The 26,983-nt window shown below is 40.1% G+C and carries 18 protein-coding genes; 9 read left to right on the top strand and 9 right to left on the bottom strand.

From position 1 onward, the window contains the following. Window positions 1-9: 9 nt before the first annotated feature. Complete coding sequence (locus tag PISS_RS15440) at window positions 10-1,173, bottom strand: tetratricopeptide repeat protein (protein ID WP_058155393.1); 1,164 nt, start codon at window positions 1,171-1,173, stop codon at window positions 10-12. A 48-nt stretch (window positions 1,174-1,221) separates the two neighbouring features. Continuing rightward, the gene (locus tag PISS_RS15435) at window positions 1,222-2,355 is read right to left on the bottom strand and encodes a PepSY-associated TM helix domain-containing protein (RefSeq protein ID WP_058155391.1); all 1,134 of its coding nucleotides are present in this window, start codon (window positions 2,353-2,355) and stop codon (window positions 1,222-1,224) included. Between the two features lie 270 nt (window positions 2,356-2,625). Between PISS_RS15435 and PISS_RS15430 the strand changes: the two genes are divergently transcribed. Together PISS_RS15430 and PISS_RS15425 are read left to right on the top strand one after the other, a co-directional pair. Continuing rightward, complete coding sequence (locus PISS_RS15430) at window positions 2,626-3,240, top strand: PQ-loop domain-containing transporter (protein ID WP_016899022.1); 615 nt, start codon at window positions 2,626-2,628, stop codon at window positions 3,238-3,240. A 65-nt stretch (window positions 3,241-3,305) separates the two neighbouring features. After that, window positions 3,306-4,094 carry a PhzF family phenazine biosynthesis protein gene (locus PISS_RS15425; protein ID WP_033103562.1) on the top strand — a complete coding sequence of 263 codons (789 nt, stop codon included), beginning with the start codon at window positions 3,306-3,308 and terminating at the stop codon, window positions 4,092-4,094. A gap of 52 nt (window positions 4,095-4,146) precedes the next feature. On the opposite strand, the gene PISS_RS15420 is transcribed toward PISS_RS15425, so the two are convergent. Then, window positions 4,147-6,657, bottom strand: a complete 2,511-nt coding sequence (locus tag PISS_RS15420; RefSeq protein WP_058155389.1) for a zinc-dependent metalloprotease — start codon at window positions 6,655-6,657, stop codon at window positions 4,147-4,149. Between the two features lie 292 nt (window positions 6,658-6,949). On the opposite strand from PISS_RS15420, the gene PISS_RS15415 reads away from it, so the two are divergent. The 4 genes from PISS_RS15415 to PISS_RS15400 all read left to right on the top strand — a co-directional run bounded on the left by PISS_RS15415 (window position 6,950) and on the right by PISS_RS15400 (window position 14,350). After that, on the top strand, window positions 6,950-8,128 hold the full coding sequence (locus PISS_RS15415; protein WP_028834707.1) for an efflux RND transporter periplasmic adaptor subunit: 1,179 nt from the start codon (window positions 6,950-6,952) through the stop codon (window positions 8,126-8,128). A 13-nt stretch (window positions 8,129-8,141) separates the two neighbouring features. Continuing rightward, window positions 8,142-11,273: an efflux RND transporter permease subunit gene (locus PISS_RS15410; protein ID WP_013466226.1), complete on the top strand. Its 3,132-nt coding sequence runs from the start codon at window positions 8,142-8,144 to the stop codon at window positions 11,271-11,273. A gap of 277 nt (window positions 11,274-11,550) precedes the next feature. Then, on the top strand, window positions 11,551-12,126 hold the full coding sequence (locus PISS_RS15405) for a hypothetical protein (RefSeq protein ID WP_013466224.1): 576 nt from the start codon (window positions 11,551-11,553) through the stop codon (window positions 12,124-12,126). Window positions 12,127-12,277: 151 nt separating this feature from the next. Then, window positions 12,278-14,350 (top strand): S9 family peptidase, encoded by a 2,073-nt coding sequence (locus PISS_RS15400; protein ID WP_058155387.1) that lies wholly within the window; start codon window positions 12,278-12,280, stop codon window positions 14,348-14,350. Between the two features lie 64 nt (window positions 14,351-14,414). Here PISS_RS15400 and PISS_RS15395 read toward each other — a convergent pair whose 3' ends face one another. Continuing rightward, a complete protein-coding gene (locus PISS_RS15395) occupies window positions 14,415-14,888 on the bottom strand; it encodes a Dps family protein (RefSeq protein ID WP_008112861.1) in 474 nt (157 codons plus the stop codon). 399 nt (window positions 14,889-15,287) lie between these two features. Here PISS_RS15395 and PISS_RS15390 point away from each other — a divergent pair, with 399 nt between their 5' ends. Continuing rightward, the gene (locus tag PISS_RS15390; protein WP_058155386.1) at window positions 15,288-15,497 is read left to right on the top strand and encodes a hypothetical protein; all 210 of its coding nucleotides are present in this window, start codon (window positions 15,288-15,290) and stop codon (window positions 15,495-15,497) included. Here the strand turns inward: PISS_RS15390 and PISS_RS15385 are convergent. Both PISS_RS15385 and PISS_RS15380 read right to left on the bottom strand, forming a co-directional pair. Further along, window positions 15,494-16,099, bottom strand: a complete 606-nt coding sequence (locus PISS_RS15385; RefSeq protein WP_058155384.1) for an alpha/beta fold hydrolase — start codon at window positions 16,097-16,099, stop codon at window positions 15,494-15,496. The genes PISS_RS15390 and PISS_RS15385 overlap by 4 nt on opposite strands. Window positions 16,100-16,283: 184 nt before the next feature. Further along, complete coding sequence (locus PISS_RS15380) at window positions 16,284-16,820, bottom strand: YaeQ family protein (RefSeq protein ID WP_033103558.1); 537 nt, start codon at window positions 16,818-16,820, stop codon at window positions 16,284-16,286. A gap of 91 nt (window positions 16,821-16,911) precedes the next feature. Between PISS_RS15380 and ylqF the strand changes: the two genes are divergently transcribed. Next, complete coding sequence (gene ylqF, locus PISS_RS15375) at window positions 16,912-17,856, top strand: ribosome biogenesis GTPase YlqF (protein ID WP_013466219.1); 945 nt, start codon at window positions 16,912-16,914, stop codon at window positions 17,854-17,856. A gap of 425 nt (window positions 17,857-18,281) precedes the next feature. Next, window positions 18,282-21,737: a PAS domain-containing hybrid sensor histidine kinase/response regulator gene (locus PISS_RS15370; RefSeq protein ID WP_058155381.1), complete on the top strand. Its 3,456-nt coding sequence runs from the start codon at window positions 18,282-18,284 to the stop codon at window positions 21,735-21,737. Between the two features lie 104 nt (window positions 21,738-21,841). On the opposite strand, the gene PISS_RS15365 is transcribed toward PISS_RS15370, so the two are convergent. From PISS_RS15365 to PISS_RS15355, 3 genes are all read right to left on the bottom strand, one after another. Next, a complete protein-coding gene (locus PISS_RS15365) occupies window positions 21,842-23,386 on the bottom strand; it encodes a tetratricopeptide repeat-containing sulfotransferase family protein (protein ID WP_058155379.1) in 1,545 nt (514 codons plus the stop codon). Window positions 23,387-23,457: 71 nt separating this feature from the next. Further along, window positions 23,458-25,854 (bottom strand): TonB-dependent receptor, encoded by a 2,397-nt coding sequence (locus PISS_RS15360; protein WP_016899050.1) that lies wholly within the window; start codon window positions 25,852-25,854, stop codon window positions 23,458-23,460. A 370-nt stretch (window positions 25,855-26,224) separates the two neighbouring features. Beyond that, on the bottom strand, window positions 26,225-26,887 hold the full coding sequence (locus tag PISS_RS15355; protein WP_010392247.1) for a response regulator transcription factor: 663 nt from the start codon (window positions 26,885-26,887) through the stop codon (window positions 26,225-26,227). Window positions 26,888-26,983 lie beyond the last annotated feature (96 nt).

The raw sequence follows: 26,983 nt of genomic DNA, 5'->3' as shown, positions 1-26,983 counted from the left end.
TTAGCTAAGTTACTTACTCGCTTTTAAGGACAGTAACTTAGCTTGATATACATTTAACTTTTGCTTGTCTTTTTCGAGCTCTATCGCTTTCTCAAGTAATTTTTGTGTTTGGTGATTTTTTCCTTGTTGATAGCGAATTTTAGCAAGCTCTAAATAAAGTTCTGCAATATACGGCGCTTTTGTTATGGCTTGTTCAATATGCTCTGTAGCGGTATTAATTCGTCCTGTTTCTAGATCATTTTTTGCAATAACTAAAAGTTCATAAGGATCTTTTTCTACTTCAGCAAGTCGGCTTGCTAATTGTTCAACAAGTTGCTGATCACCAATTTGTTTGGCTAAAACTTGATAATTAGTAAGTAAATTTATATTTATCAGCTTATTATCTAAAGCAGTTTGGTAAATAAGCTGTGCACTTTTTAAATCGCCAGCTCGTCGATGTAAAATTCCAGCCATATTAAATAGCTCAGGATCATAAGGGGTGTATTTATTTGCTTGTAAAATAAGAGAGTACGCTTGATCAAGCTGCTTATCTAAAAGCGCGTCAGCAGCTAAGTTACTATAAAATTTAGAGATTAAATCATTATAATTAGCACTATCAGAATACACACTACCTCTGGTTGGGAAGTAGTCTATTAAGGTTCCTGGGCGAAAAAAAGTGATCACATTTTCTTCTTTTTCAGGCTGTTCCTCTTCTGGGGCATAAACTTTAGTTCTAAAATGGTTTGCTACATAAACCAAGTTATCTTCCTGTGCGTAAACTGGCTCGCTAGTCATTTCTTGAAAGCTGGTTTTAAGCCCTAATGTTTGTGCATAACTTTGGGTAAGAACAGCAAGGCTGATACAGTTACCTTGTGCAAGGTTGAGAGATTGAGATGATGTAAGCGTATCGCCATGATAATTAAAATTAGAGAGCTGATTTTCAAGGTAGTTATAAATAATACGGTCACTACGAATATTAGCTGTTTGTTGTTTTGTTACGAAGGCTAAAAAGCGTGCTTTTTCTGCCTCGGGAAGTTCAAATATAACCTTTTCAGAAGGTGTGGTTTGTTGTAAAAATAATGTGTGATTAATTAATGAACTTAATTGTACGAGCTGAGTTTGCGTATTGATTTTGCTGCTGCACCCCACAACAAATAAAAAAGTTAAACTTATTATTACCTTGAACATATTCATTAACTCACTCCCTCGTTGGTTTCACTTTACAAGGGAGTGATTGTTTTATCAAGCATTCGCGCTTCGTCGTTGAGTTAAGCGATTTTTGTGTGATTGCTTTTTACGTTTACGGCGTGTGAGCCATAAATAAAAGCCTGTACCAGCGAGCCATACAGGGCTAAGGCCAACAATACACCATAGTATTTTACTGATAAGCCCAGCAAAATAACCAAAGTGTAGTTTTCTAAAACTGTCAATTACTTGCCAACCAGCGCCAGCCTCTCGAATATCCCAGTTAGCCATGTGTTCACCTGTTTGCTTATTATAGGTTATGGTATTGGCGTATTCACTGGTAAGTGGATTACTGGTATTTACTTCGCCATAAAGAGTGATATTTTCATCGGGCTCTCGTGGAAAAACTAAAAAAGTTGTATTAAAAGTGGGTATTTGCAGTTTGCTATCATTAAGAATCCGCTCAAAAGAGATGTCGTCACTATATAATTTATTTGTAATAGTGTGGTGCTCTTCTTCTGCGTGTTCTATTACTTCGTGATACCACACTGCACCATTAAAATAACCACCTGTAATCGCTAAAACGATAAGGATAGGTGAGCCTAAAACACCGGTCATCTTATGAATGTCACTGAGTACTATTTGTAACGTTGCGCGCCAGCGTACGCTAAATAGTCGCTGCCAAAATTTGCGGTAAATAATTAAGCCAGTAATACCTAAAGTTAATAAAAATAAAGCAAAAAAGAACCCTAATACGGTGCCTGTTTGCCCTGGTAAACTTTTTAAGTCGTTAAGTAAAAAGGTGTAATGGAGCTCTAAAAACCAGTCGGTAAAATAATGAGTTGTGCTTACTGGTTCTGATAAAACCTCTCCCGTGTATTGGTCTAAATGCAACTTATACCAATCGTCAGTGCCACGCTTAACCAAATAAAGCCGGTCGGCGGTGGTGTTATTAAAAAGCTCCCAGCTTCCTACTACATACTCAGGAAAGGCTGCTTCGGCTTTATCTATTAATGAGTCCATAGGTAAGCGAGCAGCTTGCTGCTGTACCACAAAGTGTTTGTCAGGCATCAGTAAGCCGTCTATTTCACTTTTAAACACTAAAACACTGCCAGTAATGCTAATAACAATTAACGGAATAATGGCAATTAGCGCCAACCAACTATGAATTTTAAACAGTGCTTTTCTCATTATTTTAGCTTGTATGTTAAATTACACGTATGCGCATGATAACAGTTATCATTTGTATTGCAATTAGTTGAAGTGGCGTGCTGTGAAGTTTTAGTAACGGTTTTTGTATACTCAAGTTGCCATCACTAAAAACTAAAGTAAGCGTTAAGCTTGTATAAAACCTAGCCAGCCCTACAATGCGCACACAAATAAAGCCTTTAAAAACAGATGTTTAAAAAATGTTTTATTTCTTCCTTTTTATTAACAACAATGTAACGAGCGAGGTTTGCTTTGGCGTATTATTTGCCTATTTTGTCAGTGTTTATTTTGGTTTTTAGTTTTTTACCGTTACTTAATAAAATTATTAAAAACCGCAGTGTATCGGGTGTATCACTGTTAATGATGACATTTGGTTTAGCGCAAAGTGTGTACTTTATTAGCTACAATCTTTATTTTGCTCGTTTTTATATTGCCTTGCCGTTTTTTGCGACAGGATTGTTGAGTGGTTTAATTTTATACTTTTTTGCCCGTTATAATGCCGCTAAACGTCAGAAGCTGCAGTTACTTGGCATGCTTAGCTTTTCGTTATTACCTTTTTTGTTGCTGTTAAACCCTAACCTAGATACTGCCTCTGTGCTAAACGGCTTAACTTATGTGGGCTTAATTATGAGTTCGGTTCGGGTTATGCCACAAACCTATAAAACATTGCGAACAGGAAATATTAGTAACCTGAGTGCGCGCTATTTTAGTTTGCAATTTATAGCAGGTATCTGTGGTTTGTTTGCAGAGCTAGCCATGCCAGTGCAAAGTACTTCGCATATATTAATGTTTATTATGATATTGCTAACTAATGCGCTGCAATTTGCGTGTATGCAGTATTATCGCGTACGTCCTGTGTTGGCATAAAATTATAGTGACCGTTAATTTCATTTGTGGCACCTTGAGTGACCAATAAATAAAAAGTGCCCACTATGAAATTAACTATCCATCAAATCGATGCGTTCAGCAGTGAACTGTTTAAAGGTAATTATGCTGCCGTGATCCCATTGGAGTCTTGGCTTAGTGATGATCTTATGCTGAATATAGCTTCGGAAAACAATGTGTCTGAAACCGCTTTTACTTGTCAGTCGGCAGATGGAAGCTTTTCGATACGTTGGTTTTCGCCATTAATGGAGATTGATTTTTGCGGCCATGCTACTTTAGCGGCGGCCTATGTGCTTTGTGAGCAACATAGTATATCGCAGGTGTGCTTTAGCGCAGAGGCGGTGGGCAAACTGATTGTTAATAAAAATAACGATGGCAGCTTTGCTATGACCTTTCCTAAACAAGCCCCTGAAGAGGTTCAGCTCATCCCTGATGCTCTATTAGCTGGCCTGTCTATACAACCTGTTAAAGTGCTGAAAAACCGCCAAGCTTATTTTGCTATTTATGATAATGAGCAGCAGGTTGTAGATCTGAAAACAACCAATGAACAACTAAAAAAATTAGCCCCATTAGATGTGGTTGCAACAGCACCGAGTGTTGAGTATGACTTTATTTCTCGTTATTTTTGGCCTGCCAGTGGGGGTGATGAAGACTTTGTAACCGGCTCAATTCATACTGGGCTTGCCCCTTATTGGGCAGGGCAGTTTGGAAAAAATTCTCTCAGTGCTTATCAAGCCTCACAACGAGGTGGGAAGCTACACTGTGAAGTGGGCAATACAACAGTGACATTAACGGGTCATGCCGTAAGGTACCTTAAAGGCACTATTTACCTTTGAGTTAGTGTAAAAAAGGCCACGTATGACGTGGCCTTGGTTTACTCAGTGTTATTTATGCTTCTAGCGCTTTGCTAATTAAGCGGTCGATATATTTTTTATGTGCTTTGGTTGCGGTATCAGCGCCCCATGCAACCTTTTTATCGGCTATTTGAGTTAGCTGATATAGCGCGGCTGTTTTCGCTAAGTTATCGTATTTACTTGCTTTTTCTAGGCCTGCAATCGCAATTAGCTGATTAACATATTCAATCTGTAAATTATGACTGACTGAATTAGCGGTTTTACTATCAACAAAGATACTTGCAGTTAAATCCTCCATAAATTGCGTAAGGCTGTATTCATTACCATATAAAGCAGTATCTGAAATACGCAGTAACACAGCAGGATGTAGTAGTTGCGCTAGTACACTCTTTTGCATACCTAAAATCATTTTATGCGGTTTAGGGTCTTCGTTTTTACCGTAATGATTAAACCCACGACGCTGCTGCTGCATAAAGTTATACAATGGCTGCATGCTTTGCAGTACATTTGGAGCAAACACATACTCAGCTAAAATAGCCATTGCTTGGGTTTGACGCTCAAGTGGTACCGGTGTAAAAGGCTTTGCTGCATTTTCATCGCCCACGACGGCACGCTCTACATACACGCCACCAATTTGACGAGATACCACACCTGCTTGTGCACGATACTGGCCAAATAGGCTGTTAGCTGAAGTAACAAGCTGTTGGTAAGACTCACCTTTTACTGTAGCTTTGTCTTTAAGTTCTGAAAAGAGTGTATTGATCAGTGCCATTCTATCTGCGCCGTAAGCTGCAGGGTTAGACGACAAGTCACCTATCATCACGCGAGGGTCTATGTGGCGGCCAGGGGCACGCATGTCGTCGGCATCGTTACCAAAGGAAAGCGCATGTTCGCTTGAGCGAGCGAGTATTTTATCAAGGCGAGCTTGCTCTGCAGCTTCATCTTTAAGCGCTGCGCTGTAGCCGTAATTTATTGCCCAATCATCGTATGGACCTGGTTTAGTTTGGAAAATATCGCCTTGAGTCACACCCGTTGGCGCTATATTTGCTGGCGCATAGTCCATTACCGAGCCGGTAACTATGCCTTGGGTTTTACTTTTGTCGTGAACTTCTTTCTCATCCCACAAAATAGAAGACTTCATGTTGTGATTAAGACCTAGAGTATGCCCTACTTCATGTAAAACCAGCTGAGTTAAGCCTTGGCGTAACATTTGGGTATCTTCAATATCAGCGCCATTTGCTAAGCCCTTGGCCATTATTAGGCTTTGCTGTAATTCATGACCTAAAGAGCAATTGAGTTCTGAATAGTTGGTTGGCTGTGTATGGCTCATCGTGCCTTGAGTATACAGTGTGTCGTATATCCAGCGGTTTTTCATAAATACAAACTCAAGCATAATGTCTGAGCCTAAAATTTCACCGGTTAACGGGTTCGCTAATGCTGGCCCATATCCACCAAACGGTGGTTTGGGTGAAGAAGTCCAGCGTAGTACGTTATAGTTAATATCGCCGGCATCCCAATCGGCATCGTCAGGTTGTATTTTCACTTCAAGTGCATTTTTAAAGCCTGCTTTTTCAAATGAGGTGTTCCAAGCAAGTACGGCATCACGCACGGTGTCACGCCATTCAACCGGTGTGGTGTTTTCTATCCACCAGGTAATCGGTTTTACTGGTTCTGAAAGTGCAGCGTTTGGATCTTTCTTTTGTAAATCCCAGCGCTTAATGACATCTTGGTATGGCGCCCAGTCGGTTGACGTCATTTTATCAAACTGATTGGTGAAATAACCAATACGTGCATCATCAAAGCGAGGTTGGTAATTGTTTTCTGGTAAAGCCACAAATGAATGTTGTACTTTTACCGACACACTTCGGGGGTCGCTTACAGCACCTGAACCTCGAACGGTTGGGCTGCTATTGGTAAAAACATAATCAACAACCACATCTAGGTTGTTAGGGTATGGGCGCTGTTTGATGATGCGTGATTTTTTATCGTCTAATTTACCTACTTTAAAACGCTTTTTAGCATTTTTATCGTTCGGGTTAGGCGTAGGAGACACTTTATGTAGCGCTTCACTTAAAAAAAGCTTATTTACATTAAAGGCTATTTTACCTTCTTCTTGTTTTTCTATTTTTATACTTGCAAGCACGGCTTCGCTGATATTAGCTTCACTGGCTTTGGCAAGTGCGCTATTTTCGTTAAATAAGTAGCGAGGGGTTTTACTAATAATATCAATACGATCAAAGTATTTTCTAAATTCAATCAGCTTTGTTTCACGATACGACCCACGAAAATGACCCGCATCAGTTACACCATCAATGGTATGCGCAAAGTACACAAAGGGCGTATCGAGCTGTGATTCGTTTATCACCATTAAGTGATCGCCGGTTTTTTCATCTTGGTAAAGATTAAAAATACCCGCAAATTCGATTTGCCCTTTAATCATTTCAGTTAATGTTTGTGGTTTCTTTTCTTCTTTTTTTTCTGCTGCAACAGCATAGCTGCCACTAAGCGCTATACTCAGCGCCAAGGTAAGTGTGGTTAATTTCATCGTTTAGTCTTTTTTAGTTGTTAATGTAATTTTACTGTACGGTGTGTCATGCTTTTTCGCACAGTATGATTAATAAATACTAACCTAAAGTGATTAGCTTTATGATTTATAATGGTAAAAGATTGTAACAATACATTTATAAAGCGGCTTAACAGTGCTTTTGACTTACCTTTTATTTGCTGAAGAAGACCTTATTTATACCTTTTTGTAACAGTTGCTTACAAATGTCACGTTAATGTTTCATTAAGCTTTGGTATCATAGTGCTAATAGTAATTTGGGAGAAATAAACAGATGCAAGGTAATGTACTTAGATGGGCTTTTCCATTTGTAGCACTGGCATTAGGTGTTGCTGGTTTTGTTGCAATTAATGCGATTGCAAAAGAGTCAGACAAAAAAGAAGTCATAGACACTCGACCAACGGTGCAAGTTGAAGCCGTTTCCGCTAACGATCATCAAGTTATCATTAATAGTTATGGTGAAGTGCAGCCACTAGAAAATACCCAACTTTCAGCGCAAGTGTCAGGTGAAGTCGTCAGCTGGCATCCAAGCTTTGTGGCGGGTGGTGTTGTGGGTCGCGGCGAAACCTTATTTACTATTGAAAAAGATAACTACGAGGCTGCGGTATTGCAAGCTGAAGCTGAACTTGCCCGCGCTCAAGCGATGTTAATTGAAGAGCAAGCGCAAGCCAAAGTCGCAGAAGACGAAGCAAAACGTTTCCCAAATAAAGCACGTACAGATTTATTTTTACGCAAACCACAAGTGCTGAGTGCGCAAGCATCAGTTAAGTCGGCGCAAGCAGCATTAAAAAGAGCCCAACGCGATTTAGACAATTGTGAAATCACCGCACCTTACGATGCATTAGTGGTTAGTCGGAATGTGGGGGTTGGCCAGTTTGTTAGTATGGGCGCTCAAGTTGCCGAGCTGAATAATATTGAAACCGCTGAAGTGATTATTCCGATCGCAGGTTTTGACAGTGTGTTTTTACCTGAGCGCGTTAAAGGGGTAACGGCAACCGTTATTAAAACAGGATTCAATGGGTTTACTCGCCAAGCAGTAATAGACCGCGATTTAGGGATTGTTGATAACGCGACTCGCATGAGCAGTTTAGTGGTAAGAATTGAAGATCCTTACGGACTGACTAATCAGCAGCCTGCAATTAAATTTGGCACTTATGTACAAGTAAACTTTGCCGGCACTATGCTCAATAATATTTATCGTTTACCGCAAGAGTTAGTAAATAACCAAACCGTGTGGATAGTTAATGATGAGCAACAGTTAGAGCCGCGTAAAGTAAAAGTGATTCGTGAAGAAGGCGAATATTTTTATATTAGCGATGGCTTACAAGCCAACGATAAGCTCGTTACCACCTTACCGGAATACCCTCAAAAAGGCATGGCAGTAAAAATAGCCGGTTTAACAGAGACTAAAAATACAGATGCAGCAGAAAATGCATCCACTGAAAAACTTTAAGGTAGGGTGAGTTATGAATAACACAGAACAGCCCAATACAACCAAACAAACAGGGTTAATTGCGTATTTTGCTAACAACTCTGTTGCTGCCAATTTAATGATGTTTTTTATTATTGTAATGGGGCTTATAAGCTACTTTACCATTCAGCGACAAATGTTCCCTAATATAGAAGTTAACTATATTACTGTAAATGCAAACTACCCGGGGGCGTCGCCACAAGAAATTGAAGAAAGTATCTTAATAAAAATTGAAGAGTCGCTAAAAGATATAACTGAGATAAAAAAAGGGGTATATCGCGCTTTTCGTAATGGGGGTTCTGCCAGCCTTGAAATTAATACTGACGCAGAGCTTACCGACGTTCTCGATAAGGTAAAACTGCGAGTAGATGGTATCGCGACTTTTCCTGCAGGAATGGAGCCGGTTACCATTAGTCAAATAGAGTTTCGCCAAGATGTAATTGGCATGACGCTCGTGGCTGACCTACCGCTAAATGAGCTTAAGCCAATCGCAAATCAGGTTGAAGATGAACTCTTGCAGTTATCGAATGTATCTTTAGTGGTAAACGATGTGCCACTGGATGAAATTGCCATAGAAATAGAGCCCGACACACTGCGCCAATATAATTTAACTTTATCGGATGTAGCGAACGCGGTACGTCGTTATTCGGCTAACTTTTCAGCCGGACAACTAAAAACTGATGCGGGTGTTATTTCGGTTCGAGTAGAAAATCAGTTTTATTCTGGTGAAGAGTTTAGGCAAATTCCGGTAAAAATTGGCGCCAATGGTGCCAAAGTGTTGCTACAAGATATTGCTATAATCAAAGATCAGTTCGTTGAAGGTGAGCGTTACTTTAAATTTAATGGCGAAAACGCGGTTTATTTATCGGTAAAAGCCACCGAAGATCAAAACATTATTCCGGTGGCCGATTCGGTTAAAGCGTATATTGATCAAAAAAATAAAGAACTGCCATTGGGTGTACGTATAGAGCCGCTAATGGACTTTACTTACTATCTAAATGCACGCTTAGACATGATGAAAGCTAATTTGCTGCAAGGTGCAATTTTAGTCGCTATTATGCTTTCGTTATTTTTACGTTTTAAGCTCGCACTGTGGGTAATGATTGGTTTACCAGTGTGCTTTTTAGGTGCGATGATGCTGATGCCGTTATTTGGTATCACAATTAATATTGTGTCTTTATTTGCCTTTATTATGGTGCTGGGGATTGTGGTGGACGATGCCATTGTCATAGGTGAAAGTGCCTACACCGAAATAGAAAAAAAAGGCGGCGGTGTTGTTAATGTGGTTAATGGCGCTAAACGAGTGGCAACCCCTGCCACCTTTGGTGTACTAACAACCATTGCGGTATTTGCGCCGTTTACGCTTTCAAGCGGCCCTGAAAGTTCCTTTTTTATAGGTATTTCAGTGGTGGTGATTTTATGTTTAATATTTAGCTTGATTGAATCTAAGCTGATATTACCGGCGCACATTGCGCATACTCACTTTTCTCCTATTAACCCTGACGGTTGGCGAGCACGCTTTAATAAGCGCTTTTTTGGCTTTGTAAATGGGCCGTATAGGCAGTTTATTGTTAATTGTATAAAGTGGCGTTGGACGGTGCTGTTTAGTTTTATTGCGCTACTAATTTTCACCTTTGCGTTAATATCGTCAAACCAGGTGAGAATGATCCCATCGCCTAAAGTGCCGCATGACTTCCCGCAAATTAATGTTGAGATGAACGATAACGTATCAGACATTCAAACTATTAATGCTATTCGCCAAATCGAAGCCATGGTGCTTGAAATAGATAAGCAAACCGAGCGCGAAGAAGGGCAAAAGATGATTCGCGATGTATTGGTATTTAACCAAGGTCGTACAGAGGCGCAGTTATTAGCGCCATTGGTTGATGAAGATTTACGCCCTTATAATGCCTTTGAGCTTTCGCGCCGCTGGCGTGAAGCGATGCCTAATATTGCGGGCGTTAAATCGTTAACTATTCAGGATGATGTTGGCGGTGGAGGTGGCGGTGGTAACGGTGAGTTTGGTTACTTGCTGTATGGCTCTGATATCGATACATTGAATGAAGCAGGGCGTCGCTTTATTGGATTATTGCAGCAGCAAGAAGGCTTATTTGATATAAGCTCTACCATTGACCCTGCTAGCAAAGAAGTACAAATGAGCTTAAAACCAGTCGCCTTTGACTTAGGGTTAGATTTGGCCTCAATTGCAAATCAAGTCGGTGCCAGTTTTTATGGTGGCGAGGCGCAACGTGTTATTCGTCGCGGTGAAGAAGTACGGGTGATGGTACGTTACCCTAAGCTTACTCGCGAAGCGTTTTCATCGCTTAAACACGCGGTTATCACCACGCCACAAGGCAAAGAAGTATTGCTAGGAGATGTGGTTGAGCTAACTGAAACCCCTGGTATTAGTTATATTCGTCGTGAAGGTGGTTATCGTACTGTTTATGTGTATGGCAACATTGATGAGGAAGTGATTGAGCCAGGCGAAGTGGTTAAGCAAGTAAAAGAAAATTTACTACCACAACTGTTGGACGAATACCCAAGTGTTAAGTCAGAACTAGGTGGCGCAATTGAAGAGCAACAAGCGCAAGCTAATGAGCAATTGTTATTTTTTGCTGGTGGTATGATTTTAGTTTATATATTACTTGCCGTGCCGTTAAAAAGTTACTCACAACCTCTCATTGTAATGTCGGTTATTCCATTTAGTTTAACGGGGGCAATATGGGGTCATTTTTGGTTTGGTTTAGATATTAGCTTAATGTCGGGCTTTGGTTTAATTGCTGCTGCAGGGGTGGTTATTAACGACTCTTTGGTGATGACTGATTTTATTAATCAGGCGCGTCGAGCTGGTATCAGTATAAAAGATGCGGTTATTGAAGCAGGCTGTGCACGCTTTAGGCCCATATTACTTACCTCAATTACGACCTTTGCAGGGGTATTGCCGATTATGTTTGAGACCAGTTTACAAGCCAAATTTGTAATACCTATGGCGGTAGCTCTGGGCTTTGCGGTTATGTTTGCAACACTGATCACCCTTATTTTGGTGCCGTGTTTGTATATTATTTTAACCGACATAGGCGCGCTATTTAAGCGCCCGTTCGCAAGTAAAAAAGCGAGCGTAAGTTAACATCACCCAGATCATGTAGCTGAAAAAAGCCAACCGTTTATAAAGCGGTTGGCTTTTTTGTTTTATGCTCATTAGTGCAAACTTTAGTATTGTTTTTAAACTCTGGTTACATTCTTTTGTTTGATTATTGCAACATTGCGAATTACAATCAGTCGGTATTGATATTACACAATGGTTTTTAACCTAATACTTTAGTTAACGCATATTAGCTCACGAGCTAGTTTGCCTGTTGAAAGCCATATGTTATGGGCGACGTTTGACTCTTTAAGGTTTTGCAGTGTTTATACATTCATCATTAACATGTGGAGAATGGTTAACTATTGGTTGTCTTGGGCTCGATCAGTATAGCCAGCTCTTTGTTGGTGATACGGTTAGTGTGAGCTTTTACGATGAGCATGGCGAATTAACTCAGCTAGCGTTTGATTATGAAATACTCTCTCCAGAGCAGGGCGAACCGCATGCTTGGAGTTTGCTGGTGGTTGAGCATATTAATATGCATATTCCGCTTGTGTGCGCTGGCAGAATGACAGAGCAAGGATTGGTGGTTGCGTACCGACATAACAAAATATTTGCACTTGAAAGCAGTGGCATTTGTAGCGCGGTGGTTCACTTTAATCGCGCTGAAAAAAATAAAAAATTAATCACAGTCAATAGCCTTGGATACGACGCGGTTTATCCTCAAAATGGCGATATGTACAGTGCGGGCACCAAAGTATTACAGCCAAAAACAGGGCATATATACCAGTGTAAGGCATGGCCATTTAGTGAGTTTTGCCGTGTGAATGAGAATAGCGCTATGTTTGAGCCAGGCGTTGGTGAAAGCTGGGCGATGGCTTGGCAGCAAATACAGTAAATCAACTTCCCTTAGGTATAACGACAACAATAAAAATTCTCGTAGTTTTTAGTTATCGAATTTATACCGCTTTAGCCCACTCAACTATGAGTGGGCTTTTTTATTTTTATGATAAACTGACCGCCATTGTTATTTTTTAAGCGGTTTTTTTGTGTCTTCTTCTGATTATTCTTTAAGCTTATTACCTAATTTCCCTGTTGCTAAAAAGCAAGCTCATGCGCTGACTACTCATGCTAAAACACGCAGTGATGATTATTATTGGATGCGCGATGATGAGCGACAAAATGCCGATATACTCGCACATTTAGTGCAAGAAAATGCCTATTGTGATGCACAATTAGCTGCCATTAAGCCACTACAAAATACATTATTTGAGGAGCTTAAAGGTCGTATTGTAAAAGACGATAACACTGTACCGGTAAAAGACGGCCAGTATTGGTATCACTCAGAGGTTCGCGGAGATGATGAATATGCGCGTCATTATCGCAGCCGCAGTATGGCAATGGCTGATAAAGAACTACTACTTGATGTTAATGAGCTTGCCAATGGCTATGAATTTTATGAGTTAGGGGAAGTGGCACTGAGCCCCAACGAGCAATTAATGGCTTACTCTGAAGATACCGACGGCAGACGGATATACACAGTACGGTTTAAAGATTTAAGCAGCAATACAATGCTCGACGATGTACTTGAGATTACCGAGGGGCAAGTTGTTTGGGCGAACGACAATAAAACCGTATTTTATGTAAAAAAGGATTTAAAAACCTTATTGGGTTATCAAGTTTTTAGACATGAACTAGGGACTGAGCAACACCAAGATGTACTGGTATACGAAGAGCAAGACAGCAGCTTTTTTATGGGCTTAGGTAAAAGCCGTGATGAAAGCTTAATTATTATTGATTTAGCGAGCACAGAAACTAACGACATGTGGGTGCTTGATGCCAATCAACCGCAAGGTGAGTTTACCGCTTTAATGCCGCGCGAAGAGGGGCATGAATTTGATATCGATAAGCTTGGTGATATTTTTTATATAGTGACTAACTGGCAGGCCAAAAACTTTAGATTAATGACCGCAACAAGCGACACCATTGCTGATAAAAACCAGTGGCAAACACATACCCCTCATCGTGAAACTGTATTATTAGAAGGCGTTGAACTATTTAACGACTTTTTAGTGCTTAGCGAGCGCGAACAAGGCCAAGCACGCTTTGTTGTGGTTAACAAAAACGGCGAGCGAATGAACCTTGAGTTTGATGATCCTTGTTACTACGCCGCTATTGCGATGAACCCAGAGCCAAGTGTAACCCATGCACGCATTTACTATTCAAGCTTAACAACGCCAGGCTCGCTCTATAATGTTGATTTAACCACAGGCGAAAAAATCTTACTTAAACAACAAAAAGTACTTGGTGATTTTAACGCAGAAGACTACCAGTCAGAGCGACTTATGGTAAGCGCTCGAGATGGGGTGAAAGTACCCGTGTCGTTGGTATATCGTAAAGATAGCTTTAAAAAAGATGGCTCAAATCCGTTGTTTCAATATGGTTATGGCGCGTATGGGATCACCATAGATCCTAGTTTTTCGAGTACATCACTGAGTTTACTCGACCGTGGTTTTGTCTATGCGATTGCGCATGTGCGTGGTAGCGAAATGCTAGGGCGTTCATGGTACGAACATGGTAAAAAACAGCATAAACAAAATAGCTTTAATGACTTTATAGATGTAACCAAAGCGCTCACTGAGCAAGGATACGGCAACAAAAGTAAAGTGTTTGCCTCTGGTGGCAGTGCTGGGGGGTTATTAATGGGAGCTGTGGTAAATCAAGCGCCTGAGCTTTACTGTGGAGTGGGCTGCCATGTGCCATTTTTAGATGTGCTCACCACAATGTTAGATGAAAGCATTCCGCTTACAACAAATGAGTATGATGAATGGGGTAACCCAAACGACCCCCATTTTTACGACATTATTGAAGCGTATTCACCGTACGACAATATTAGTGCGCAACACTACCCCAATATATTGGTGACAACCGGCTTGCACGACTCACAAGTACAGTATTGGGAACCAATGAAATGGGTGGCTAAAATGCGTGAATATAAAACCGATGATAATATTTTAGTGTTTAAAACCGACATGGATGCAGGGCATGGTGGGGCATCGGGTCGCTTTAAAAGCTTAGAAGAAAAAGCGCTAGAGATGGCCTTTTTTATCGCTTTGTCATAGCCCGTAAATGATCGTTACAAAAAAGCCTCAGTAATAACTGAGGCTTTCTATTTTTTAAAATAACTTAATCTAGGTAGGCTTTTAACATCCACACTAGTTTTTCTTGCTCTTTAATGTAGTCACTCATTAATGACGCGGTACCTTCATCATCAGCTTCAGCAGCTTGTGCAAGAATATCGCGCTGCATTTTAATTAAGCTGCTGTATCCAGCAAGTAAGTTCTCTACTGCGGTTACGCCGTCGCTGATCCCTTTTGCTTCTTTAATTTCGCTTACTTCTAAGTAATCTGAAAATGCATGTAGCGGTGCACCATCAAGCGTTAAAATACGTTCTGCGATTTCATCTACTTTTAACAGTAGTAAGTTATAAATTTCTTCAAACTTTAAATGTAATTCAAAAAAGTTTCGGCCTTTAATATTCCAGTGAAAACCACGCGCATTCATATATTGAATTTGATAGCTGCTTAAAAGCGTATTCAGTGACTTAATAATATCTTCACTTTTTGTACTGTTTAAACCAATTGCATTTACTTGCGACATACTTTGCTCCTTAAATAACCGTTTTATGAATTTGTTTACACCTTGCTCAATACAGTCAGTATTACCTAAGATGGTGTATTAATAAAATCGTTTATACATATTGGTGTCATAGCTAAAAGCTATCACCGTAGCTCGACTTTTTAAATAAGTTAGCTAACGCTGTTCAATAGATATGGGTTGTGTTTATAAAAATACTACCTTGAGCAGCGAAATTGTTTATTTTGTGAGTACAAAATATGATCTAAAACAAGCTTTTGACAGGCGCAGCGCACACTTATTTTATTTATTGATGTAGGTCAAAAAACGCTCATAAGTAAAGCGCATAATCACTATAACCCAACTTGATAGAGATCACTTTATTGAGTTAAGGGGCTACTTGATTAGATGCGGAGAGAAATTATGGAAGCTAAAACACGTAAAGAAAATAAAGCTGAACTCATCGTTATTGGTATTGCTTTGCTTGGGTTTGTATTAGGGTTAGTTGCGCACTTAGCGGGTGCAAGTTTTGCAAACTCTGATGCCTTTGGCTATGTTGCTGCACCAATGCCCTTAGTGCTAGGTATTATATTTTTGATCAGCTACAAAGTGGCGGCTGCAGCCGAGGACTAAATGTCCTCATTCAAGCGCTCAAGAATATAATTAACGACTTGGCGTGAGTAAATCATACTGGTATGGCTTAAGTGAAATACCTTATGTTCGGCCATACCCTTTAGCTTGGTTTCATCTAATAATACGGTGCCATCAGAGCGGCTGCCTTTTACAATGAGTGGCATTAAGCCAATCGGTAAGTCGCCGGCAATGCTATATAGCTTGGCTTTAAAAGGCCAATCACCATTCTTAGAGAGTAAAAACTCAACGCTATTTTTTAATAATAGCTCGAACCCTTTTTGCTGCATTTTTTCAGCAATATGGCTGCCAGTATGTGGCGTTCCTAAGGTGATTACCTTTTCAACATGATGACTTGGCGCTGAGTTTGCCTCTAAATAGGCGCGAGCAACTAAGCCCCCCATAGAGTGACACACTAAAGCAGAAGGCTCGTTGCCAATAAATTCATCTATTTGCGAAAAAATAGCCTCCCGATTAGGATCACGCGTATTGTAGGTAAGGTTTAAAACTTTCACCCCCGACTCCTCCAAGTGTGAGCACAACGGGCGCATCACTAAGCCAGACATATATAAGCCATGTAAAACAATCACGTGTTTAACTTTCATACGCCCCCTAATACCAATTTTATTAAAAACATGATCATTCTAGCGTATTAAATAATCCGCTACCTACGTTAAAAATTATTTATATAGAACAACTATATGTCACAATTTTCGCCTTGTTACCGACTTATTTACTTGTCGCTATAATAGATAACTAATTTAATGCAATTGGTATAACCTATTCTAGTTACATTAATTGCTGAGGTTTTATCTCAATATTGGTAGTGTCGGTATTAACCCAAACTTCACCATCTTGAATGGTAATTGCCAATTTAATATTACGATCAACCAACGCAGCTAATAGTTGAGTGGCAGCATAATCAAGACTAAAAATGCTTAAGTTTTTAAACTCATACAATTTAGGCTGATGCTTTTGCCACCAAATAGCTTGGTTATTCTCGCCATAGGTATATAAAATTACTTTTTTAGCTTTATTACAGGCTTTTTTAAGGCGCTTTTCATCTGGTAACCCCAGCTCAATCCACAGCTCTATTTCTTCACTGTAATTGACATGCCAAAGCTCCGGCTCATCATCAGCGCTTAACCCTTTGGTAAACTCTAAACCATCACAGCTATTAAGTGCAAAAGCGAGTAAGCGGATCATCAATCGCTGATCTGTTTCTGATGGGTGTTGTGCCAAGGTCAGGTTAAAGTCTTGGTATACGTGACGGTCCATATCGCTAAGCGATAACTGCGCCTTCATGATGGTAGATTTGAGAGCCATAGTGTCTTATATGAAAAAATTTGCGTCAGTATAGCGCAATTAAATGAATTGCCAGTTAAAATAGCTACAAATTATATGTTAGGAGTTAAAAATGGCTATCCAGTGGTTCCCTGGGCACATGAATAAAGCCCGAAATGAAATTAAAGAAATAATGCCACAAATGGATGTGATCATTGAAGTGCTAGATGCGCGCATTCCTTACAGTAGCGAAAACCCGATGGTGGCTACCCTGCGTGAAGGTAAGCCGGTCATCAAAATTCTCAATAAAGCCGATTTAGCTGATCCTAAAATGACGCAAACCTGGAAAGACTATTTTGAGCAAGAAAATGGCGTAAAAGCCATTGCATTTGGTAACGATAAAGCCGCAGAAGTGCATCGTATTAATGAGCTGTGTAAAAAGTTAGTGCCGCATAAAGTCGGTGCCGATAAGCAAATTAAAGCCATGATCATGGGTATTCCTAACGTAGGTAAATCGACGCTCATAAATGTGCTTGCTGGGCGTATAGTGGCTAAAACGGGTAACGAGCCTGCAGTTACTAAGGCGCAGCAACGTATTAAACTTGATGATGGCATTATGCTTTACGATACGCCAGGGATGCTGTGGCCAAAAGTAGAGAACGAAAACTCAGGTTATCGTTTAGGCGCAACCGGTGCGATACGTGATACCGCTATTGAGTACGAAGAAGTGGCAAGTTACACCGCTGAGTATTTATTGCATGCTTATCCTGAGCTTTTAAAAGCGCGCTATAAATTAGATGAACTGCCAGAAAGCGATTGGGAGTTTGTTGAAATGGCGGGTAAAAAGCGCGGCTGTATTCGCGGTGGTAACCAAATCGATACGTATAAAATGTCGGAAATTCTAATTAATGAATTACGAGATGGCATTATCGGTCGTATTACCATGGAAACACCTGCCATGCGTGAAGAAGAAGAAATAATGGTGGCTGAATTGCGCGCGGCAGCAGAGGCGAAAAAGCAAGCCAAAGAAGAAGAGAAAAAACAACGCCGAGCACGTGCACGAAAAAACCGTCGTTAATTTTTAAAAGTGCAGGTTAAGGCCTTACGCACTAAATTACAGACATAAAAAAAGCCCGTAAGGGCTTTTTTAGTTTCATATCTACCGTCACCGATATGAGCAATGTAGCAAGTAAATGAGTAGGGCGGAAACAGGTCATAAACAGCAAGGGGCGTTGTGGTTTATAACAGGTTTCCATAGCTGTTAACGTGCGCCACACGTTGTTTCAGGGTCGAGAAACAAATGAACTTTTCCGTCACAAGAAGTATGCTTCGCCTTGTTGATAGTGATTATCAATTAGATTTAAGTAACTGTCAACACCTAAATGCAAATAATTCTTATTTTACCTTTTTGTTCATTTATAGCACTAAAGTAAGGGCTGCTTTTTGCTACACATCCCCTTATGCTAAGTTAAGTATTATAAAAATAATAACAAGAACAAAAATATGTTTTCAATTTGGTTTATTAGCCTTATTGCTGTGGTGTATCTAGGGATATTATTTGCAGTTGCGGGCTGGGCGGATAGGCGTAAGGTACTTCCTTTCAAAGGTTTAACCTACGGGCTGTCATTGGGTGTTTATTGTACCTCATGGGCTTTTTACGGCACCACAGCACAAGCGGCTAGTAATGGCTGGTGGTTGGCACCTACCTATGCGGGCACGATTATATTATTTATTTTTGGCTGGCAGCTGTATTGTCGTATTGCGCATATTTGTCGACAGCAAAAGCTTACTTCTATGGCTGACTTTATTGCTACTCGTTATGGGCAGTCGTCGAGTTTGTCAGGGCTTATCTCACTTATTTCAGTGATAGCAATTGTACCGTATATTTCTTTACAACTTAGTGCGACCGCACAAAGTATTAATTTACTCACCGACCGAGCCCCCACTCAAAGTAACCAAGTATGGGCAGACAGTACGTTTTATATTACGTTATTGCTGGCTTTATTTGCTATTTTATTTGGCGCTCGCAGGCTTAAGCCCAGTGAGCATAACCCCGGGTTAATTGCCAGTATTGCCTTTGAATCAATTGTTAAGTTACTTGCCTTTATTGCGGTGGGCTTGTATGTGTGTTTTTCTATATTTGATAGCCCTATTGCTCTGTATGAACAGGCGCAAGCGCTAAACATACCAACACACGTTGCCGCGACTCAAAGCCCCGTTTATGTCTATGTTGCACATACCTTGTTGGGGATACTGGCAACGTTATGTTTGCCGCGTCAGTTTCATATGAGCTTTATTGAAAACAATAACAATAATGAACTGGCAACTGCTCGCTGGTTATTTCCGTTGTATTTATTAATGATCAACTTATTTATTTTACCTATAGCTTACGCTGGGCTGGTTTATTTTAGTGATAGTAACGTTGGTCAAGATACCTTCGTATTAGCGCTGCCAATGGCGACAGATAATAGCGGGGTAACCTTACTGGCCTTTTTAGGTGGCTTTTCAGCGGCCACAAGTATGGTGATTGTGTCGGCAATTGTGCTGTCGGTGATGATCACTAATGATTTTATTAATCAGTTTATTTTGCGTCGCTCACAGTTAACGTCAAGCAGCCGAGGATTAGATAAAAACAACTTATTGCATGCGCGTAAAATTGTAATTGTACTTATTTTATTACTCAGCTATTTCACTCATAGAGTGCTGGCAGAAACCACTACTCTTGCAACCGTTGGGCTTATGTCGTTTACCTTGGTTGCACAATTTGCTCCTGCGATGATTATTGGTTTATGGTGGCGCCACGCATCGTGTCGTGGTGCACAGCTCGGTATTTTAAGTGGCTTTGTAATTTGGGGTTACACTTTACTGCTACCTAATTTAGCCAGTGGTTTTGGCAGCCAAAGTAGTTGGTTAATAGAAGGGCCATGGCAAGTTGCTTGGTTAGCACCCACTAATTTACTTTCATTGAATTTAGAAAGTATTAGCCAATCATTACTGTTGTCGTTAGGGGTTAATACGTTAGTGTATTTGCTTGTACCACTATTTAGTCGTGCAACACTTGCTGAGCGCCTGCAAAGCAATAAGTTCATATCTCAATTAAACGACTCGCGATTAAACACCACATTACAGCCACTCAATTATGAAGATTTAGGGGCATTACTACAGCGTTTTGCTGAAAAAGACGCGAGCCATTCTTTAGTGCAGCAGTATTTTCCGCATGACAAAAGCCAATGGAAACGTATCGCTAATGTTGAGCTTGAGTTATTAGTTGAGCGTGAAATGTCAGCGGTTATTGGTGGTGCATCAGCACGGCTAATTTTAGATGTAGCGAAAAATGAGCAGCGCCAGCCTTTAGAGCAAGTTGCTGAGTTTGTCGATGAAGCTAGCCAAGTGCTTAAATTTAATCGTGATTTACTGCAATCTACCATTGAAAATATTCAACAAGGGATTAGCGTGGTTGATAGTGAGTTGCGTTTGGTCGCTTGGAATCAGGGCTATAAGCACATGTTTAATTACCCCGATAGTGCTTTATATATAGGCCGACCCGTTGCCGATATTATTCGCTTTAACGCTGAGCGAGGCTTATTTCGTGGTGAGGATATTAATACAGAAGTCGATAAGCGTTTAGCCTATTTAAAACAAGGCAGCGCGTATAAATATCAACGCGCACATAGTGATGGCCGAGTATTTGAAATGCAAGGTAACCCTTTACCTGGCGGTGGGTTTGTAACGACCTACACCGACATAAGTGAGTTTGTAAAACAACAAAAAGCACTCACCGAAGCGAATGTTAGTCTTGAAGAAAAAGTGGCTACGCGCACTGCCGCATTAACACAGGCTAACCAAGCGCTTTCTAAAGCTAAGCAAGTAGCAGAGCAGGCAACAGTAAGTAAAACACGTTTTTTTGCCGCAGCGAGTCACGATTTATTGCAGCCATTTAATGCTGCAAGTTTATTTTGTTCGCTAATGAACGAAAAAGCCCAAGATACTGAGCTTAAAGATCTAGCTATGAATATTAAAAATTCCTTAGCAAGTGCAGAAGAGCTACTTTCGAGTATTTTAGAGTTAACTAAACTCGATTCAGGTTCGTTTAAAGTGCAGTTAACGGAATTTAATGTGAGTAGTTTAATAGAGCCACTGCGTAATGATTATTTAGCACTAGCTCAAGAAAAAGGCCTCGGTTTTATCGTTGAGTCGTGCGATGCGCGAATTTATACCGACAAAGCATTACTTAAGCGTGTACTACGAAACCTACTTAGTAATGCTATACGCTACACAGAGTATGGTGAAGTACGTTTAAAAGTTTTACTTGATGAACATCATGTATCGTTTGTGATTGAAGATACAGGCATAGGTATTGCTACCAGTGATCAGCAGAGTATTTATCAAGAATTTAAGCAGCTGGGCGATAAACCTAACGCCGAGGGATTAGGATTGGGGCTTTCTATCACCAAACGTATTTGTGATTTATTAAATATTCCTTTGGTAATGGGCTCTCAGCTTAATAAAGGCACTCAATTTACTTTAACCATGCCATGCAAACCTAGTTTAAAAACACCAGCCACTGCGCATGTACCTGCCAATTCAGAAACTGAATTGGGTCGTTTATGTATTTGGCTTGTGGATAACGATCGTAATGTACTTGAAGCGCTAAAACAGTTGCTAGAAAACTGGGGCTGTGAAATTGCCACCGCCACTAACTTAATTGAACTTGAGCAACTCAAAGCAGAAAATACACTACCACAACTACTTATTGTTGATTATCAATTGGATGATGGTGTAACGGGGCTTGAGGTGATTGAACAAGCAGGATTAATGACGTTGCCTGCCATTGTTAATACTGCAAACCACGATGAGCAAATACGCGAGCGCGTACTCGATGCAGGTTATCCTTTATTGTACAAACCACTTAAAGCACCGGCATTAAAAAGAATGATAAAACGACTAACTTTACTTTAAGGCAAGTGGGTTAATAACACACCAGAGCCTTGTTTTTCATGATCTTTAGCTATGTTTAAATCACTAATTGCGGGTGAAAGGCATGACTTGCTAATTATTATCGATTAATTAAACTTATTCAATAACATATCACAGGCCTGCTGATAATGTTGCCAGTAGCCAATGCTCTTACTATTGAGTGGTTGGCGAATTTGCACTTTGCTAGCAGTAGCCGAGGCGCTGTTGCTTTTATAAAACGCTAAGCAGCTGGGCTGCCATTGTAAATTACAAAAATTAAATAATGTTTGAGTTTGCAAGGTGGCATCTGTTACTAGCTCTTCATAGTGTTGAATCATTACATTATTAGGATACTTTTTCTGAAAGTGGTTGATAATTAACTTATAATCTTGATAAAAATGAGCAATATCTTGTAAGTCATAGCTGTAATGATGAAATGCACTGTGCGGGCTATATAGCTGCCTGTAATTTGCAATACAGCTATCCACAGGATCGCGCAGCATACAGACTATTTTTGCCTCTGGAAACGCAGCTAAAATAAAATCAATAAAGTAAAAATTAAAGGGTTGCTTGTCACAGCTCCTAGGTGAAGTCATCATGCTTTCGCAGCGAGATTGGTAGCCATTTAAGGGGTTATCAAGCTTAAACTTTTGAAATGCCTGCTCAATCATACGGATATCTAAAACATGTTTTGACGCTGCAGTGCTTTGTAGTAACTGTGCAATGTCATTTAGCTCCCCAAGGCTGGTCACCTCGGTACTTTGATTAATAATTTTTTCTACTAATGTGGTACCAGAGCGAGGCATACCCATGACAAATATGGGTGAGAAGTCAGCGTTTTTTGCTGTTAATTGAATCTTTTCACTTAATGCTATTAATTGTTGGCAAAATATTTGGTGTTTGCTGGCTTCATAGTTTATCTGATGTTTTATAGCCAATTTACTATCACGAAAGTAACTAAAAGCTTGTTCATAATCACCAATATGTTCGTGATTTAGTGCCAAACTGTGATAAATCATTTGCTGTTCTGTTGCAGTTAAGCTACTACTAAGTCGTTTTTTTAGCTCGGTAATATGTGTTTTTGCTTCAGTTGAGGTATTTAGTTCTGCAAGAGAGTAATGTGCTTGTAAGTAACTTGGCTCGCGTTTTATAAGCGCTAATAATAGCGTTTTTGCGTGATCTAATTGGCCATTTATTTTATAGGCAATGGCTAAGTTGTAATTAATTTTGGGGTGTGTAGGTGCGGCTTCATAAGCTATTTTTTGCCATGCTAAAGCATGTTCATAGTCACCAAGTCGAGTCGCTATATTAGCTAATGTATCCCACTCTAGAGGCCCATAACCTTGATACTTGATAGCTTCCTGATAGTAACTGGTCGCCATTGTTACGTCACCCTTTAGTATCATTAGCTTAGATAAATGCAGCACATATAAAGGATGGTTATTGATTGTTAAGGCTTTTTCTATCAGTTGTATGGCCTTGTAGCTGTCGCCTGCAGCAATATTCACTTCGGCTAGTAGATAATAGCAAAAATGGTCTGTCGCATCGTACTGTAATTGTTTAACTAGCAGTTGGTGAGCGACAGATAACTGGTTATTGTTTATTGCTGTAAATACCTGTGTTTTTAACTGATGTTGATGTGCTGTTAGCATAAATAACCTTAACGAGAGGTAATAATAAAGCCTTGCTGATTATCAACAAGGCTTTTAACTATCGCTCAGTTTTATAGTTCAAAGTTATAAGTAAACTTCATACCAATAGTGCGAGGCGTTGTTGTATAGTGAGCGTATACGCGTTGTAATTCAGGTAACGCTTTATTAGCGCCAGAGGTCGACATACCAGCCCATGACTTATCACGGCGTACCGAAGTAAAAGCATACTTATCGAACAGGTTGTCGATATATAATGTAGCTGACCACATATCACCTGTTAACTTAGCTGATAAGTTGCTTAATGAATAGCCAGCTAATGTCTCACCATCGTCTCTTAAGCCCACTTTGGTAATCATATCGCTTTGTGCAGTCATACCGTAGTTAACGCTCAGTAACTTATCGTCTAGCACATCTTGCTCATAACGAAGGCCGAATGAAAACTGATGCTCAGGGGCGCCGGGTAATCGATCCCCATTCATAGCGCCAATGCCAATACCAAATAAATCTGGTGCATCTTCAGTTAGCTCTGCTTTTGCATAAGCGTAAGTCGCATAAGCTGTCCAGTGATCGCCAATGATTGCACGAGATGAAATTTCTACGCCTTTTGAGTTTGCTGAGCCTGCATTTGATGTAATAAGCTCTTGGCCATTAACAGTAGAGCTACCCACTTGGGCGTCATTCCAGTCAACATTAAAGAGTGCAGCATTAAAGTGCAATCGATTTCTGAGCCAGGTTGATTTAAAGCCAAGTTCATAGTTTACCGTGGTATCAGCCTTATAGTCTTCTTCACTTGGAAGAGCACAAACAATTTGCTGTTCTGGTAACACATCTGGACACGGCGCAATACCATTTCCGCCACCAATTCGAAACCCTTCACTGACAGTAAAGTAAGCGAGTACACCAGAATCAAACGTATAGTTTGCATTAAACTTAAATAGATTACCGTTATCATTGGCGCTAACATTTTCCATCTCAATTTGGTCAAGAGACGAGAAATTGCCAGAATAAAGTGGTGTAGCTGACCCTGCATTGGTGGAGATATCATATTCATATAAACGCGCGCCCAAAGTGATATCAAACTGATCAGTAAAGCTATAGCCAGCCTCACCAAATAATGCTTTTTCTGTTATTTCTGAATTACTAAGGGCGATATATTCTAGATCTTTTTGTACGTTCGCAATACCACCGCCCCAAAAGTCAGTTAAGCCTGGGGTATATTCGCGGTCATCTGATAAGTTTTCTTGCTTATTATAGTAGCCGCCTACAATCCAACTTAATGGGCCCTCTGAAGCCGATACTAAACGCAATTCTTGAGTGAAGTTATCTTGATCTGAAGTATCTAAAGTTTGACCAACAAATGCAGGAAAATCAGCGTAACCAGTCCAAATATCATAAAGTAAGTCGGTTTGATCTCGCTGCCCAGACTGCTCATAGCTTGACCAACCAGAGGCTGATACAAGTTCAGCAAAGCCTAAATCAGCTTTGATTTCTAAGCTAAGTAAATCGTTTTCTTGCTCGCCCGGTTCAAGCACGCGAGCTGCGTTTTCATATTTACCTACAGTACCTTGAAGTGCGCTGCTATTTGCTAATGCGCCATATTGTGACGTTGAGTTGCCGCCATTTTCTTGTTTTTGATAAAAGTAATTGAGTGTTGCATCAATTGATGAGTTTGGCTGCCAACGAACAGAAAAGCGTCCCGTAGTGATTTGCTCATCGTTAACGTCATTAACGCGTTGTAAGTTTTCATCAATATCATCTTGGTTTGTAAAATCTGGATTAGGGTTTGAGACCCCTGGGTTTCGTACTACGTATTTATAATCAATATAACCAGGTCTGTCATAATGATTAACGCTGGCACGAACGGCTAATACGTCATCGATAAGCGGGGTATTAAATACCAGACCAAACTCACCCCCAGTATCATCGCTTTCATTAATTGCGAATAAATCGCCACTCACGCTACCTTCAGTAATGTCTAATTGTGGTTGCTTTAATAAATAGCGTATAGCACCACCTAAAGTACCAGCACCATATAAGGTACCTTGCGGGCCAATTAATACTTCGACTCGATCAATATCAGTCAAGCGAAGATTAATATTAAGCGGTATTTCACCAACATAAGTAGCTACAGTGCCCCCATCAGAGCCGCGATCTGACGAGTTAGTATTTAAACCTCGAACAATAATTGGAGAACCTTCACGACCACCTTGATCTGAAACTGTTAGGCCTGGGACCCAACGAGCTACATCTTCTAAATCACCAATGTTTTGATCCTTTATGACATCACTATTAAGCGCTGTAATATTTAAAGGAGCCTCTTGAATTGAACCTGAGCGACGTGTAGCAGTAACCTCAATCTGTTCAATTTCTTTATCAACTTTAGGCTTTTCTTCTGCTGAGGCATGATAAGAGGTGATTAATTGAGTTGTAATTGCGCAAGCAAGAATTTTTCTTTTAAACTTTTTCATTTTGACCCTGTGAATGTTTGTTTGATTATTGTTTTATACCAAGAAAGCATGTTAATGAAGTGTAATCAATTGCGGTGAGTGCGGCTTTAAAATCAATATTCATTAATCTAGGGAGGTTATTCATTAAAAAGGTTTTTTTCGGTGTTTTTTAGTTTTTTATTGCATAAAAATATCAACATGAAATTTTTTAAATTTGGTTTGTTTTTTGCAATTTTACATCATTTGTTAACTTTTTGGTTGGCGCGTTTGGTGGGTAGTACAGTCCGCGTATGAGCCAGCTAGTTGCAGGTGCTAATGTATGTATTAACAATTTCAGCTAGACAGCCTTAAAAAAGATTATAAAGAAATACTTAAAGTGTATTAATTCATATTAGCTCGCCTCTAACTTACCAACTTGAGATAGCTGGTTAAACAAAATGCCTGCTTGGGTACGGTTATACACATTCAGCTTTCGCAAAATGGCCGATACATGTTGTTTTATGGTGGTTTCTTGAATCGACATTTCAAAGGCAATTTGTTTGTTCAAAAGCCCGTCGGCTATCATCGCGAGTACACGGTATTGCTGTGGAGTGAGTTTTTCTAGGTTGCGGGCAAAATTGCTCTGTTCGTCATTAACAACCACATCAGTTAAGTCAATATCTGTTGGCAACCAGGAGTCTCCATTGAGTACATGTTCAATGGCTTCACTGATCACATCAAGGGATGATGACTTTGGAATATAGCCTGCAGCACCTAAGCTCATGGCTTGTTTTATGATAGTGGGGGTTTCGTTAGCCGATACCATAATAATTAATATATCAGGGTATTGATTTCTTAGTTGCGAGAGCGCTTGTAAACCATTGGCGCCAGGAATTGTTAAATCTAAAAATATCAGCTCTATCTCGGGGTGTGATTTTAATAAGCTAAACAAACCGTCGATATCGCTGGTTTCTTTTATATATTGTTCTGGTACTGAAGTCGCTGCTGCTTGACGTAGCGCACTTCTGAATAAAGGGTGGTCATCAGCAATTATGGTATTCACAGCACAAGCCATTTCAAATAGTCTCCAATGCATTAAGTTATATGTGATTTTGCGATGTGAAACAAGGTTTGTCTGTGGGGATATACAGACAAACCTTAACGCTTAAAT

The organism is Pseudoalteromonas issachenkonii (genome assembly GCF_002310795.1).
Lineage (GTDB): Bacteria > Pseudomonadota > Gammaproteobacteria > Enterobacterales > Alteromonadaceae > Pseudoalteromonas > Pseudoalteromonas tetraodonis.
This window is presented reverse-complemented; position numbering and strand designations above follow the sequence as displayed.

Bases quoted from the DNA above. Each gene is read 5' to 3' on its own strand.
- PISS_RS15370 (WP_058155381.1), top strand. From the start codon at position 18,282: ATGTTTTCAATTTGGTTTATTAGCCTTATTGCTGTGGTGTATCTAGGG.
- ylqF (WP_013466219.1), top strand. From the start codon at position 16,912: ATGGCTATCCAGTGGTTCCCTGGGCACATGAATAAAGCCCGAAATGAA.
- PISS_RS15395 (WP_008112861.1), bottom strand. From the start codon at position 14,888: ATGTCGCAAGTAAATGCAATTGGTTTAAACAGTACAAAAAGTGAAGAT.
- PISS_RS15360 (WP_016899050.1), bottom strand. From the start codon at position 25,854: ATGAAAAAGTTTAAAAGAAAAATTCTTGCTTGCGCAATTACAACTCAA.
- PISS_RS15385 (WP_058155384.1), bottom strand. From the start codon at position 16,099: ATGAAAGTTAAACACGTGATTGTTTTACATGGCTTATATATGTCTGGC.
- PISS_RS15380 (WP_033103558.1), bottom strand. From the start codon at position 16,820: ATGGCTCTCAAATCTACCATCATGAAGGCGCAGTTATCGCTTAGCGAT.
- PISS_RS15440 (WP_058155393.1), bottom strand. From the start codon at position 1,173: ATGAATATGTTCAAGGTAATAATAAGTTTAACTTTTTTATTTGTTGTG.
- PISS_RS15420 (WP_058155389.1), bottom strand. From the start codon at position 6,657: ATGAAATTAACCACACTTACCTTGGCGCTGAGTATAGCGCTTAGTGGC.
- PISS_RS15435 (WP_058155391.1), bottom strand. From the start codon at position 2,355: ATGAGAAAAGCACTGTTTAAAATTCATAGTTGGTTGGCGCTAATTGCC.
- PISS_RS15410 (WP_013466226.1), top strand. From the start codon at position 8,142: ATGAATAACACAGAACAGCCCAATACAACCAAACAAACAGGGTTAATT.
- PISS_RS15365 (WP_058155379.1), bottom strand. From the start codon at position 23,386: ATGCTAACAGCACATCAACATCAGTTAAAAACACAGGTATTTACAGCA.
- PISS_RS15425 (WP_033103562.1), top strand. From the start codon at position 3,306: ATGAAATTAACTATCCATCAAATCGATGCGTTCAGCAGTGAACTGTTT.
- PISS_RS15355 (WP_010392247.1), bottom strand. From the start codon at position 26,887: ATGGCTTGTGCTGTGAATACCATAATTGCTGATGACCACCCTTTATTC.
- PISS_RS15415 (WP_028834707.1), top strand. From the start codon at position 6,950: ATGCAAGGTAATGTACTTAGATGGGCTTTTCCATTTGTAGCACTGGCA.
- PISS_RS15390 (WP_058155386.1), top strand. From the start codon at position 15,288: ATGGAAGCTAAAACACGTAAAGAAAATAAAGCTGAACTCATCGTTATT.